Source organism: Blastococcus haudaquaticus (assembly GCF_900230285.1).
GTDB lineage: Bacteria > Actinomycetota > Actinomycetes > Mycobacteriales > Geodermatophilaceae > Blastococcus_B > Blastococcus_B haudaquaticus.
This window is the reverse complement of the sequence record NZ_OCNK01000001.1, coordinates 138068-151326: the sequence shown is the minus strand read 5'-3', so window position 1 is coordinate 151326 and position 13259 is coordinate 138068. Positions and strand designations below refer to the sequence as shown.

At 73.7% G+C, this 13259-nt stretch carries 12 protein-coding genes; 11 read left to right on the top strand and 1 reads right to left on the bottom strand.

Translation table 11 applies throughout. The annotated features are described in order from the left end of the window. Positions 1-9: 9 nt before the first annotated feature. The 7 genes from CRP30_RS00765 (at position 10) to ligA (ending at position 8872) form a co-directional block, all read left to right on the top strand. Complete coding sequence (locus tag CRP30_RS00765; protein ID WP_097182072.1) at positions 10-789, top strand: electron transfer flavoprotein subunit beta/FixA family protein; 780 nt, start codon at positions 10-12, stop codon at positions 787-789. A 33-nt stretch (positions 790-822) separates the two neighbouring features. After that, entirely contained in the window at positions 823-1785 is a 963-nt protein-coding gene (locus CRP30_RS00760; protein ID WP_097182071.1) for an electron transfer flavoprotein subunit alpha/FixB family protein, read from the top strand. A gap of 145 nt (positions 1786-1930) precedes the next feature. Continuing rightward, positions 1931-3328 (top strand): MFS transporter, encoded by a 1398-nt coding sequence (locus tag CRP30_RS00755; RefSeq protein ID WP_235003091.1) that lies wholly within the window; start codon positions 1931-1933, stop codon positions 3326-3328. After that, complete coding sequence (locus tag CRP30_RS00750) at positions 3325-4515, top strand: cysteine desulfurase family protein (RefSeq protein ID WP_097182069.1); 1191 nt, start codon at positions 3325-3327, stop codon at positions 4513-4515. The genes CRP30_RS00755 and CRP30_RS00750 overlap by 4 nt, the downstream gene beginning before the upstream one ends. 10 nt (positions 4516-4525) lie before the next feature. Next, entirely contained in the window at positions 4526-5623 is a 1098-nt protein-coding gene (gene mnmA, locus CRP30_RS00745; protein WP_097182068.1) for a tRNA 2-thiouridine(34) synthase MnmA, read from the top strand. A gap of 10 nt (positions 5624-5633) precedes the next feature. Next, entirely contained in the window at positions 5634-6644 is a 1011-nt protein-coding gene (locus tag CRP30_RS00740; protein ID WP_235003089.1) for a methionine synthase, read from the top strand. Positions 6645-6700: 56 nt separating this feature from the next. Then, a complete protein-coding gene (ligA, locus tag CRP30_RS00735; RefSeq protein WP_235003088.1) occupies positions 6701-8872 on the top strand; it encodes an NAD-dependent DNA ligase LigA in 2172 nt (723 codons plus the stop codon). Here the strand turns inward: ligA and CRP30_RS00730 are convergent. Beyond that, positions 8869-9543, bottom strand: coding sequence for an ACT domain-containing protein (locus tag CRP30_RS00730; protein WP_097182066.1), 675 nt, complete (start codon positions 9541-9543; stop codon positions 8869-8871). The two genes, ligA and CRP30_RS00730, sit on opposite strands and share 4 nt — an antisense overlap. A 183-nt stretch (positions 9544-9726) precedes the next feature. Between CRP30_RS00730 and gatC the strand changes: the two genes are divergently transcribed. Genes gatC through gatB form a run of 4 tightly spaced genes read left to right on the top strand, consistent with a single transcriptional unit; the run spans position 9727 to position 13254 of the window. Next, complete coding sequence (gatC, locus tag CRP30_RS00725; RefSeq protein ID WP_097182065.1) at positions 9727-10041, top strand: Asp-tRNA(Asn)/Glu-tRNA(Gln) amidotransferase subunit GatC; 315 nt, start codon at positions 9727-9729, stop codon at positions 10039-10041. Beyond that, positions 10038-11564 (top strand): Asp-tRNA(Asn)/Glu-tRNA(Gln) amidotransferase subunit GatA, encoded by a 1527-nt coding sequence (gene gatA / locus CRP30_RS00720; RefSeq protein WP_235003087.1) that lies wholly within the window; start codon positions 10038-10040, stop codon positions 11562-11564. Before gatC ends, gatA begins: the two co-directional genes overlap by 4 nt. Further along, positions 11561-11755: a hypothetical protein gene (locus CRP30_RS00715; protein ID WP_097182064.1), complete on the top strand. Its 195-nt coding sequence runs from the start codon at positions 11561-11563 to the stop codon at positions 11753-11755. The genes gatA and CRP30_RS00715 overlap by 4 nt, the downstream gene beginning before the upstream one ends. After that, entirely contained in the window at positions 11752-13254 is a 1503-nt protein-coding gene (gene gatB, locus CRP30_RS00710) for an Asp-tRNA(Asn)/Glu-tRNA(Gln) amidotransferase subunit GatB (protein WP_097182063.1), read from the top strand. The genes CRP30_RS00715 and gatB overlap by 4 nt, the downstream gene beginning before the upstream one ends. Positions 13255-13259: the final 5 nt, after the last annotated feature.

Sequence of the window (13259 nt, the reverse complement as noted above, 5' to 3'; positions counted from 1 at the left end):
GTCAGCGCGATGAACATCGTCGTTCTTGTGAAGCAGGTCCCGGACTCCGGCAGTGAGCGCAAGCTGGACCCGGCGGACAACACCGTCGCCCGCGCCTCGGCCGACAACGTCATCAACGAGATGGACGAGTACGCCATCGAGGAGGCGCTGCTCGTGCGTGACCGGGAGGGCGGCGAGGTCACCGTCCTCACCGTCGGGCCCGACTCGGCCACCGACGCCATCCGCAAGGCCCTGTCCATGGGCGCCGACAAGGCTGTGCACGTCGTCGACGACGCCATCCACGGCTCGTGCGCGGTGCAGACCTCCGGCGTCATCGCCGCTGCCCTGCAGCAGCTGGAGTACGACCTCGTCCTCTGCGGTGCGGAGGCGACCGACGCCCAGCTCAGCGTGATGCCCGCGCTGGTCGCAGAGCGGCTGAACATCCCGCAGCTCTCTGGCGCGCGGAAGCTCACCGTCGAGGGCGGCATGGCGAAGATCGAGCGGCAGACCGACGGCGGTTACTGGGCCGTCGAGGCGCCGCTGCCGGCGATCGTGTCCACCTGGGACACCATCAACGAGCCGCGCTACCCCTCGTTCAAGGGGATCATGGCCGCGAAGAAGAAGCCGGTGGAGACCAAGACGCTGGCCGACCTCGGCCTCGACGCCGGCAGCGTCGGCCTGGCCAACGCCACCAGCAAGGTGCTCGACTTCGCCGGCCGCCCGCCCAAGGGCGAGGGCGTGAAGGTCGTCGACGAGGGCGACGGCGCGCAGAAGTTCGTCGACTTCCTCGCCAGCCAGAAGATCGTCTGACCCGGCCCGGACTGAAGGAAGAGAGACAGAATCGTGGCAGAAATCCTGGTCCTGGCCGAGCTGAACCCGGCCGGCGGTGGCGTCCGCAAGACCACCCTCGAGGCCCTGACCGCGGCCCGGGCGCTCGGTGAGCCGTCGGCCGTCGTCCTCGGTGCACCCGGCACGGCCGCCGGCGTGAAGGACGCGCTGGCCGAGTACGGCGCGGCGAAGGTCTACGTCGCCGAGTCCGACGACATCGACGCCTACCTCGTCGCCCCCAAGGCCGAGGTCCTCGCGCAGCTGGTCGCCGAGAAGTCCCCGTCCGCGGTGATCATCCCGTCCTCCCCGGAGGGCAAGGAGATCGCCGGCCGCCTCGCGATCAAGACCGGCAGCGGCTTCCTGACCGACGTCACCGAGATCGCCGCCGACGGCACCGCGACCCAGGCCGCGTTCGCCGGGGCGACGATCGTGCACTCCCAGGTGACGGTCGGCACCCCGATCTACACCCTGCGGGGCAACTCGGTCACCCCGGAGCCGGCCCCCGCGGCCGCCGCCGAGGAGCCGGTGTCCGTGTCGGTCAGCGACCAGGCCAAGCTGGCCCGGGTCGTCGACCGCGTGGTGGAGCAGAAGAGCAGCCGGCCCGAGCTGACCGAGGCCTCGATCGTCGTCTCCGGTGGCCGCGGTGTGGCCAGCGCCGAGAACTTCGCCGTCATCGAGGGCCTCGCCGACTCGCTCGGTGCGGCCGTCGGCGCCTCGCGTGCCGCGGTGGACTCCGGCTTCTACCCCCACAGCTTCCAGGTGGGCCAGACCGGCAAGACCGTCTCGCCGCAGCTCTACGTCGCCGTCGGCATCTCCGGTGCCATCCAGCACCGCGCCGGCATGCAGACTTCGAAGACCATCGTGGCCATCAACAAGGACCCCGAGGCCCCGATCTTCGAGCTGGCCGACTTCGGCGTCGTCGGCGACCTGAACACGGTCGTCCCCGCCGCCACGGAGCAGATCACCGCCCGCAAGTAAAGGACCTCGCTGCCCCCCACGCCTCGCTCCGCTCGGCGCGGGCCCCTGCAGCGAGGCCGTTCCAGCACGTCACCAGTGGCGCCGGTCCCCCATGGGGGGCCGGCGCTCGGCGTGTCTTCGGGGAAGCAGACGCAGCTGCAGGGAGTTGACGCCGGACGTGGACGGCCGGGCGAGCATCTGGGACGCCGGCCACCGGCGGACGACGGTCGGGCTGCTGACCCTCGTCACCCTGATCGCCTTCGAGGCGATGGCCGTGGGGACGGCGATGCCGAGCGCGGTCGACGAGCTCGACGGCGTGGCCTGGTACGCGTGGCCGTTCAGCGCCTTCCTCGTCACCTCGGTCGTCGGGATGGTCGTCGGCGGTGAGGTCGGCGACCGGCGGTCGCCGCGGCCGGGCGTCCTCGCGGGCGTGGTCGTGTTCGCCGCGGGCCTGCTGGTCGCCGGGGTGGCCGAACACATGGCGGTCCTCGTCGTCGGACGCGCTGTCCAGGGGCTCGGGGCCGGCGTCGTCATCGTGCTGCTCTACGTCATCGCCGGGCAGGCCTACTCGTCCGAGCTCCGCCCGCGGCTCTTCGGCGCCTTCGCCGCGGGATGGGTGCTGCCCGCGCTGGTGGGTCCGCTGGCCGCCGGCCTGGTCACGACGCACCTCGGCTGGCGGGGGGTGTTCCTCGGACTGCTGCCGCTCGTCGGCGCCGGGCTCGCGCTGCTGCTCAGCGCGGGCGCCGGGCGAGCGCCGGTCCGCGACACCCCGTCGCACCGGCGGAGCAACGCCCCGTGGGCCCTGCTGGCCGGGGCGGGCATCGCCGCGCTGCAGTACGCCGCCCAGCGGCTCGACCTGGCCGCCCTCGCGCTCGCCGTCCTGGGCGCCGCGGGCCTGGCGCTCGGTCTGCGCCGGCTGCTCCCGACCGGCACCATCCGAGCCCGGCAGGGGATCCCGGCCGTCGTCGCCTCCCGGGGACTGCTCGCCGGCGCCTTCTTCGGCATGGACGCGCTCCTGCCCTTCGTGCTGACCGAGGCGCACGGATGGAGCGCGGCCACCGCCGGGCTGCCGCTGACCGCCGGCGCCGTCGGCTGGGTGCTCGCCGCGCAGCTGCAGGGACGACGGCCCGACGTGCCCCGGCAGAAGGTGCTTCGAGCCGGGTGCCTGCTGCTCGCGGCCGGCCTCGCGGCCACCGCCACCTCCGCGATCCCGGCCCTGGGCGGGTGGCCCGCCTACCTGACGTGGGGCCTGGCCGGCGTCGGTATGGGTCTGGCCATGCCCAGCGTCGGGGTGCTGCTGCTCGACCAGTCGCCGGAGGCGGAGCGGGGGGCCAACTCGGCGGCGCTGCAGATCTCCGACGTCACCGCGTCGGCCCTCTGCGTCGGTCTCTCCGGGCTCCTCGTGGCCGGCGCGGCCGACAGCGGCGGCGCGCTCTGGCCGGCGGTGCTCGTCGCGGTGGCCGTGCTGACCGTCCCGGCGATCCTCGGCGCGGGCGTGGCCGGGCGGACCGTCGCCGTCGATCAGGGCGCTCCGTCGAGCGCGACTACATTGGCTACGTCATGACTTACCTGGACCATGCGGCTACCACGCCGGTGCTTCCCGAGGTCCTGGCTGCGATGACCGAGCAGCTCGGCCGGGTGGGGAACGCCTCGTCGCTGCACGCGAGCGGGCGGGCCGCGCGCCGCGCCGCCGAGCAGTCCCGCGAGCGGTTCGCCGAGGCGCTGGGCGCGCGCCCGTCCGAGGTCCTCTTCACCGGCGGCGGCACCGAGAGCGACAACCTCGCGGTCAAGGGCCTGTTCTGGGCTCGCCGGGAGTCCGACCCGCGTCGTCGCCGCATCGTCGTCAGCCCCGCCGAGCACCACGCCGTGCTCGACAGCGTCGAGTGGCTGGCCCGGCACGACGGTGCGGAGATCACCTGGCTGCCGGTCGAGCCCAGTGGCCGGGTGCTGCCGCACGCCCTGGCCGAGGCGCTGGGGGACGGGTCCGACGTCGCCCTGGTCAGCGTGATGTGGGCGAACAACGAGATCGGCACGATCAGCGACGTCCCCGCCCTGGCCGACGTCGCCCACGAGGTCGGCGTCCCGCTGCACACCGACGCCGTCCAGGCCGTGGGCCAGGTGCCGGTCGACTTCGAGACCAGCGGTGCCGACGCCCTGACCATGACCGGTCACAAGCTCGGCGGCCCGATGGGCGCCGGAGCCCTGCTGCTGCGGCGCGACGCCGAGTGCACACCCCTGCTGCACGGCGGCGGTCAGGAGCGCGACGTGCGGAGCGGCACGCTCGACGTCGCGGCCATCGTCGGGCTCGCCGTCGCCACCGTCGCGGCCGTCGGCTCGCGTGCGGACCGCGCTGCCCGGCTGGCCGGCCTGCGCGACCGGCTGGTCGACGGGATCGTGGCGCAGATCCCGGACGCGCAGCTGAACGGCGCTCCGCTGGGCGACCGCGTCAACGGCGGGCCCGGGCGGCTGCCCGGTAACGCCCACCTGTCGTTCCCCGGCGCCGAGGGCGACGCCCTCCTCATGCTGCTCGACGCCCGCGGCATCGAGTGCTCGACCGGTTCCGCCTGCAGCGCCGGCGTCGCCCGCCCCAGCCACGTCCTGCTGGCCACCGGCGCCGAGGCCGACCGGGCCCGCAGCTCCCTGCGCTTCTCCCTCGGTCACACGTCGACCGACGCCGACGTCGACGCCGTCCTCGACGTGATCGCCCCCGTCGTGGAGCGCGCGCGCATGGCCGGGATGGGCCGGCGATGAGGGCCGCCGCATGAGGGTGCTCGCCGCGATGAGCGGAGGAGTGGACTCCGCGGTCGCGGCCGCGCTCGCCGTCGACGCGGGGCACGACGTGACCGGTGTCCACCTGGCGCTGTCGCAGAACCGGCAGACCCTGCGCAGCGGTTCCCGCGGTTGCTGCAGCGTCGAGGACTCCCACGACGCCCGCCGGGTCGCCGACGAGCTCGGGATCCCGTTCTACGTCTGGGACCTGGCCGACCGGTTCACCGAGGACGTCGTGGACGACTTCGTCGCCGAGTACGCCGCGGGCCGGACGCCCAACCCGTGCCTGCGCTGCAACGAGAAGATCAAGTTCTCCGCGGTCCTGGACCGCGCCATGGCCCTCGGGTTCGACGCGGTCGTCACCGGCCACCACGCGCGGCTCGAGGACGGCGAGCTGCGGCGCTCGGTCGACGCGGCCAAGGACCAGTCCTACGTGCTCGGCGTGCTCACGCCGGAGCAGCTGGCCGCGGCGATGTTCCCCCTGGGCTCGATGACCAAGGACCGGGTGCGCGAGATCGCGGCCGAGCGCGGCTTCGCCGTCGCCGCCAAGCCCGACTCGCACGACATCTGCTTCATCCCCGACGGCGACACCCGCGGGTTCCTCGCGCGACGCCTGGGCAGCCTGCCGGGGCCGGTCGTCGACGCGGGGACGGGGCAGCAGGTCGGGGAGCACGACGGGACGTACGGGTTCACCGTCGGCCAGCGCAAGGGCCTGGGCGTCTCCGTGGGGGACCAGCGGCCGCGGTACGTCCTCGGCATCGAGCCGGTCACGCGGACGGTGACCGTCGGGACGGCGGACCTGGCCGGGGTGCCGGCCGTGCGCACGGGCGTGCCCACGTGGACCGGCGCCGTCCCGGAGCTCCCGTTCGCCGCACAGGTGCAGGTGCGCGCCCACGCGGCACCGGTGGACTGCCGCGTGCACGCAGGCGACGGCGGGGGGCTGCTGGTCGAGTTCGCCGAGGAGCAGCGCGGCGTCGCGCCGGGGCAGTCCGCGGTGCTCTATGAGGCCGATCCCGTACGCGGCGACCGTGTCCTCGGGCAGGCCGCCGTGGCGATGGCGGTGGAACGGTCCGGAGCGGTGGGTCAGTAGCGTCGGCGCCGTGACCGCCGAGAACACCGACCCGACGTCGGACACCACCGCCTGGGGTCCGGCCACCGGCGTCGGGTCGCTGCCCGGTACCGACCCGGCCGAGGCGACGCGGCTGGTGGTCGGGGAGCTGCCGGACTTCGCGCACCTGCCCGAGCTGCCCGGCCGGGGTGCCGGCGCCGACCTGATCGGCCGCAGCGCAGCCCTCCTCGTCGACCTCGCGTTCGACCTGACGCCGGGCGGCTGGCGGCTGGTCCCGCGGCCGGGCATCGACCAGCGCCGGGCGCGGGAGTTCCTCGAGCGCGACCTCGACGCCCTGCACGACGTCGCGGACCGCTGGGTGGGCCCGTTCAAGCTCCAGGCCGCAGGTCCCTGGACCCTCGCCGCCGGCCTCGAGCGGACCCGGGGTGATCGCGCGGTCGTGGACAGCGGCGCGCGGCGCGACCTGGCGCAGTCGCTGGCGGAGGGGCTGGCCACGCAGGTCGCCGCGGTGGAGGCGCGGATGCCCGGCGCCCGGGTCGTCGTCCAGCTGGACGAGCCGTCCGTGCCCGCCGTCCTCCAGGGCGGGCTGCCCACCGTCAGCGGCTTCGGAAAGCTCGCGGCCGTCGAGGCGACGGTCGTCGAGCTGGAGCTCGCCGACCTCGTGGGGCGGTTGCCCGTCCCCGTCGTCGTGCACTGCTGCGCCCCCCGGGCACCCCTCGACCTGTTCCGCTCCGCCGGTGCCGCCGGCCTGTCCTTCGACCTGGGACTGGTGCAGGACCTCGACGCCGTCGGCACCGCCATCGAGGCCGGCACCCACCTCCTCCCGGGGGTCGTGCCCGGCACCGACACGACGCTGCCCGCCGCGAAGGCGACCGGTTCCCGGGTCCGCGCGTGGTGGAACGAGCTCGGCTTCCCCCTCGAGGACCTGGCCTCGGCGGTCACGCTCACGCCGTCCTGCGGCCTGGCGGGCGCGACCCCGACCTACGCGCGCGCCGCCATGGAACACGTGCGCGAGGCGGCGAAGTACCTCCGGCCGGAGTGACACCCCGTCCGGGGGAACGGCGGTTCGCTGTCACAGCCGCCGGATACCGTCGTCGCGTGAGCACGACGCCCATCGACGACGCGGCCGAACTCGACGCCCCTGCGGTGGTGGCCGCCACCGACCGGGAGGACGTCACCGAGGTCCCCGAGGACGCGCGGACGCGCCACCGGGACCTGTCCGAGGAGCTCGACCGCTACGCGTTCGCGTACTACGTGCGCGACGAGCCGCTGGTCAGCGACGGGCAGTACGACGAGCTGATGGGCGAGCTGAAGACCATCGAGGTCGCGCACCCGGCGCTCGTGACCCCCGACAGCCCGAGCCAGAAGGTCAACGGCGGGTTCACCGCGACCTTCGCACCCGTCCAGCACCTCGAGCGGATGCAGAGCCTGGACAACGCCTTCTCCAGCGACGAGCTCTCCGCCTGGGCGGCCCGCGTCGAGCGCGAGGGAGCCGCCGCGGCGAGCTACCTGTGCGAGCTCAAGGTCGACGGCGTCGCCGTAGCCATCGTGTACGAGAACGGCCGGATGGTCCGGGCCGCGACGCGGGGCGACGGGACGACGGGGGAGGACGTCACCGCGAACGTCCGCACCATGGCCAACGTCCCGCAGCAGCTCACCGGTGCGGACATCCCCGAGCTGCTCGAGGTCCGCGGCGAGATCTACTTCCCGGTCGCTGCGTTCGCCGACGTCAACGCCGGCATGGTCGAGGCGGGCAAGGCCCCCTTCGCCAATCCGCGCAACGCCGCAGCGGGGTCCCTCCGCCAGAAGGACGCGAAGGTCACCGCCTCCCGGCCGCTGCGCCTCGTCGTGCACGGCGTCGGCGCGCACCGCGGCTTCGACGTCGACCGGCAGTCGGCCGCCTACGAGCGGCTGCGCGGTCTCGGGTTGCCGGTGAGCGACCGGTCCCGGGTGGTCGACGACCTGGAGGCCGTCTGGGCCTTCATCGAGCAGACCCAGGAGCAGCGGCACTCGGTCGAGCACGAGATCGACGGCGTCGTCGTCAAGGTCGACCAGTACTCGCTGCAGCGCCGGCTCGGGTCGACGTCGCGGGCCCCGCGCTGGGCGATCGCCTTCAAGTACCCGCCGGAGGAGGCGACGACCACGCTCCTCGACATCAAGGTGAACGTCGGCCGCACCGGCCGGGTGACGCCGTTCGCGTACATGGAGCCGGTCAAGGTCGCCGGGTCGACGGTGCAGCTCGCCACGCTGCACAACGCGTCCGAGGTGGTCCGCAAGGGCGTGCTTATCGGCGACACGGTCGTGATCCGCAAGGCCGGGGACGTCATCCCCGAGGTGCTGGGCCCGGTCGTCGCCGCCCGGACCGGCGACGAGCGCCCGTTCGTCATGCCCACGCACTGCCCCGAGTGCGGCACGGAGCTCCGGCCGGAGAAGGAGGGCGACGCCGACATCCGCTGCCCGAACGCCCGGTCGTGCCCGGCCCAGCTGCGGGAGCGGGTGTTCCACGTCGCGGGCCGTGGTGCGTTCGACATCGAGAACCTGGGCTACGAGGCGGCGATCGCCCTGCTGCAGAGCCACCTGCTGCAGGACGAGGGCGACGTCTTCTTCCTCGACGCCGACCAGCTGCAGCGGTCGTCGTTCTTCACGAAGAAGGACGGCACCCTGAGCGCCAACGGGGCGAAGCTCCTCACCAACCTGCAGAGCCGCAAGGACGTGCCGCTGTGGCGGGTGCTGGTGGCGCTCTCCATCCGGCACGTCGGCCCGACCGCCGCCCAGGCGCTGGCCCGTGACTTCCGCTCGCTCGACCGGATCATGGCGGCGTCGGAGGAGGAGCTCGCTGCCGCCGACGGCGTCGGGCCCACCATCGCGACGTCCGTCCGCGACTGGTTCGAGGTCGACTGGCACCGCGACGTGGTCGAGAAGTGGCGTCAGGCCGGGGTGCGCATGGTCGACGAGGGCAGCGACACCGGTCCCGGCCCGCTCACCGGCGTCACCGTCGTCGTCACCGGGTCGCTGCGCGACTACAGCCGCGACCAGGCGATCGCCGCCATCCAGGAGCGCGGCGGCAAGGTGACCGGCTCGGTGTCGAAGAAGACCGGCTTCGTCGTCGTCGGCGCCGACCCCGGGAGCAAGTACGACAAGGCCGTGCAGGTCAAGGCCCCCGTCCTCGACGACGACGGGTTCGCGGTGCTGCTCGCCGACGGACCCGAGGCCGCACGCGAGGTCGCCACGATCGGCGACGGCACCGACGAGGCGCCGGCGGAGAGCTAGGCCGGCGGGAGCGACGCCACGGTGGTCGCGATACCGGTGAGGTGGGCCAGGCGGAGCAGCTCCGAGCGCCGGAACGCCGGACCGCCCGACCGGCCCAGGACGACGGCGCAGCCCGGGCCGCCGTAGGGGGCGGCCATCATCTCGATGGCCATCTCCCGCCAGCGCTCGGGCAGCCACTCGTCCTCGCTCGGCAGCAACCGCGGACCGGCCAGCGGCATCCACGGCAGCAGGAGCCCGTCGAACGTCGGGGCGGCCTCCGACGCGGCAGCGACCTCCCACGCCTCGTCGGGGGAGTCGACCGCCGACAGGACGACGGCCCAGCCGCTGTGGAAGACGCGGGGGAGCTCCGCCGCGAGCAGCTTGGCGGAAGTGCCCTCGGCGGCCCGGGCCAGGGCGTCGAGCAGTTCCAGTTCCCGGTGGGTGTCCAGCGGCCCCGCGAACGGTCGCAGGCTCTCGACCGAGACCCCCGGCACCTCCTGGGCGGCCGTGATCAGGCTGTCCGGGAGCCCGCCCCGGGGGAGCTCCACCACGACGTCGTCGACGGCCACGCCGTGGCCGCGCTCGAGGACGTCGAGGGACACGATGTCGATCCCGGCGGTGCCGAGGGCGGTCGCGAGGGCACCCAGGGCGCCGGGCCTGTCGGGCACCACCAGGCGCAGGAGATAGGACACGGTTCCTCCGGGGTCGTCCTCGAGGTGGGCCGATCTCCGTCGATCGCGAGGGGGTCAGCCTCTCACGCGCTGTTGGCCGGAGAGCCCCGTGCTGTCCCACGTAGAGTGGTCGGGTCACCCACGCGGCCGAGACCCGGGGCCGCGCTCGTCGTCACGCACTGCGAAGTGGAGTTCCACCCCAGCATGAGCACGCCGTCCCAGGGTCAACTGTCCCGCGACGAGGTGGCGCACCTCGCGCGCCTCGCCCGGCTGGCGGTGACCGACGAGGAGCTCGTCCTCTTCGCCGGTCAGCTGGCCGCCGTGCTCGACGCCGTGGCGCAGGTCGGCAAGGCCGGCGTCGAGGACGTCCCGCCGACCACCCACGCCGTCCCGATGACCAACGTCATGCGCGAGGACGTCGTCCGGCCGAGCCTGCCCCGCGAGACCGTCCTCGCGGGCGCGCCCGCCGCCGAGGACGACCGTTTCCGCGTGCCCCGCATCCTCCAGGAGGAGGCGTGAGCACCTCCTTCACCTCCATGACCGTCTCCGAGCTGCAGGCCGCGCTCGCCGACGGCGCCACGTCGGCCGACGTCACCCGCACCTACCTCGACCGCATCGAGGCCGAGGACGGCGTGCTCGGCGCCTACCTGCACGTCGACCCGGAGGCCGCTCTCGAGCGCGCCGCCGCCGTCGACGCGTCCGGGAAGGCGGGCACCGGCCTGGCGGGCATCCCGGTGGCGCTCAAGGACGTCGTCGTCACCGAAGGCATCCCCACCACCAGTGGCTCGCGCATCCTCGAGGGCTGGAAGCCGCCCTACGACGCGACAGTCGCCGCCCGGCTGGCCGCCGCGGGCACGGTGCTGCTCGGCAAGACCAACATGGATGAGTTCGCGATGGGCTCGTCCACCGAGAACTCCGCCTACGGCGTCACCCGCAACCCGTGGAACCCCGAGCGGATCCCCGGTGGGTCCTCGGGCGGCTCGTCCGCCGCGGTCGCCGGTGGGCTGGCCCCGTGGGCGATCGGCACCGACACCGGTGGCTCGATCCGTCAGCCGGCCGCACTCACCGGCCTGGTCGGCCACAAGCCGACCTACGGCTCGGTCTCCCGGTACGGCCTCATCGCCTTCTCCTCCAGCCTCGACCAGGCCGGCCCCATGGCCCGCACGGTCCTGGACGCCGCGCTGCTGCACGAGGCGATCGGCGGGCACGACCCGCTCGACTCCACGAGCATCGACGTCCCGGTGCCGGTGCTGGCCGAGTGCGCCCGCCGCGGCGCCGAGGGCGACCTGTCCGGCCTGAAGGTCGGCGTCGTCCGCGAGCTCGGGGGCCAGGGCCACACCGACGGCTACGAGCAGGGCGTCCTCGACCGCTTCACCGAGGCCGTCGCCCTGCTGGAGAGCATGGGCGCGGAGGTGCGCGAGGTGTCCTGCCCCGCGTTCGACCTCGCCCTGCCGGCCTACTACCTGATCGCACCGAGCGAGGCGTCGTCCAACCTGTCCCGCTTCGACGGCGTCCGGTACGGCCTCCGTGTCGGCGACGACGGCAACCACGACCTCGACGAGGTCATGGCGCTGACCCGTGAGCAGGGTTTCGGCGCCGAGGTGAAGCGCCGGATCATCCTGGGCACCTACGCGTTGTCGAGCGGGTACTACGAGGCCTACTACGGCCAGGCGCAGAAGGTGCGGACGCTGATCTCCCGCGACTTCTCGGCCGCCTACGCCGACGTCGACGTCCTGGTCAGCCCCACGACGCCGACCGTCGCGTTCCCGCTCGGCTCCCGCGTGGACGACCCGGTCGCCATGTATGCCGCGGATCTCTGCACGCTGCCGGCCAGCCTGGCCGGGGTGCCGGCGATCTCGGTGCCGTGCGGGCTCTCCGACGGCCTGCCGGTCGGCTTCCAGGTCATGGCGCCCGCGCTCGCCGACGAGCGCTGCTACCAGGTGGCCGCGGCCCTCGAGGCCGCCCAGGACGCCGCCCGCGGGTCCCGGTTCCTCGACCAGCTGCCGCGACGCGACGCCGAGCCCGTGGGTGGTGCCGCGTGAACGGGGCACTCAAGGCCGCCTGGGCGCTCACCGCGTTCGTCATCGTCGCCGGCGTCGTGGGCTGGATCGTCACCGACCGTGCCGCCTTCGCCGTGTTCGTCTTCCTCGGGGTGCTGACCGGTGTCGGGGCCGCTTTTGCCCTCCGCACCGCCCCGGGCGCTCCCGTCCGCAAGGAGGACCCCGCTCCATGAGCACCGACACGCTGGTCGACTACGACCAGGTCCTCACCCGCTACGAACCGGTGATCGGCCTCGAGACGCACGTCGAGCTCGGCACCGCCTCCAAGATGTTCTGCGGCTGCTCGACCACGTTCGGCGCCGAGCCGAACACCCAGACCTGCCCGGTCTGCCTCGGCCTCCCCGGCTCGCTGCCGGTGGCCAACGCGATGGCGATCGAGTCGACCATCCGCATCGGCCTGGCGCTGGGCTGCCGGATCGCCACCTGGTCGCGGTTCGCCCGCAAGAACTACTTCTACCCGGACATCCCCAAGGGCTTCCAGACCACGCAGTACGACGAGCCGCTCTGCACCGCCGGGCACCTGGACGTCGAGGTCGACGGCGAGACCTACCGCGTGGAGATCGAGCGCGTGCACCTCGAGGAGGACACCGGCAAGAACCTGCACGTCGGCGGCGCCACCGGCCGGATCCACGGCGCGGACCACTCGCTGATCGACTACAACCGCGCGGGCATCCCGCTGGTGGAGATCGTCACCCGGCCCATCCCGGGCGCCGGCGCGAAGGCCCCCGAGGTGGCCAAGGCCTACGTCACCGAGCTGCGCGAGATCCTGCTCGCGCTCGGGGTCTCCGAGGTTCGGATGGAGCAGGGCAACCTGCGCTGCGACGTCAACACCTCCCTGGCCCCGATCGGCAGCCTGGAGTGGGGCACCCGCACGGAGACGAAGAACGTCAACTCGCTGCGGTCCGTGGAGCGCGCCGTGCGCTTCGAGATGCGTCGCCAGGCCGCGCTCCTCGACGAGGGAACGCGGATCCTGCAGGAGACCCGGCACTTCCACGAGGACACCGGCACCACCTCGCCGGGGCGCAGCAAGGAGGAGGCCACCGACTACCGGTACTTCCCCGAGCCCGACCTCGTACCGGTGGCACCGGACGAGGAGTGGGTCGCCAAGCTCGCCGCGATGCTCCCGGAGCTGCCCGCCGCCCGCCGGTCGCGGCTGTCCGACGAGTGGGGCATCACGCCGACCGAGATGGCGTGGCTGGTCAACGCCGGCGCCGTCGAGCTGGTCAGCGACACGGTGGCGGCCGGCGCCTCGCCGTCGGACGCGCGCAAGTGGTGGCTCGGTGAGCTGGCCCGCCGGGCGAACGACGCCGGCACCGACCTGTCCGACCTCGCCGTCACGCCGGCGCAGGTGGCCGAGCTGATCGGGCTCATCTCCGCCGGGACGATCAACGACCAGCTGGCCCGTCAGGCCCTGGACGGCGTCCTGGCCGGTGAGGGCGGTCCCGCCGCCGTCGTGGAGGCCCGCGGGCTGGCCGTCATGGGCGACTCCGACGAACTGGTCGCCGCCGTCGACGCCGCCATCGAGGCCAACCCCGACGTCGCCGAGAAGGTCCGCGGAGGCAAGGTGCAGGCCATCGGCGCGCTGGTGGGTGCCGTCATGAAGACCACGCGCGGCAAGGCCGACGCGGCCACGGTCAAGCGCATGCTCGAGGAGCGCCTGACCGCGTCCTGATCGCC

Bases quoted from the DNA above. Each gene is read 5' to 3' on its own strand.
- CRP30_RS00750 (WP_097182069.1), top strand. From the start codon at position 3,325: ATGACTTACCTGGACCATGCGGCTACCACGCCGGTGCTTCCCGAGGTC.
- CRP30_RS00765 (WP_097182072.1), top strand. From the start codon at position 10: ATGAACATCGTCGTTCTTGTGAAGCAGGTCCCGGACTCCGGCAGTGAG.
- mnmA (WP_097182068.1), top strand. From the start codon at position 4,526: ATGAGGGTGCTCGCCGCGATGAGCGGAGGAGTGGACTCCGCGGTCGCG.
- gatC (WP_097182065.1), top strand. From the start codon at position 9,727: ATGAGCACGCCGTCCCAGGGTCAACTGTCCCGCGACGAGGTGGCGCAC.
- gatB (WP_097182063.1), top strand. From the start codon at position 11,752: ATGAGCACCGACACGCTGGTCGACTACGACCAGGTCCTCACCCGCTAC.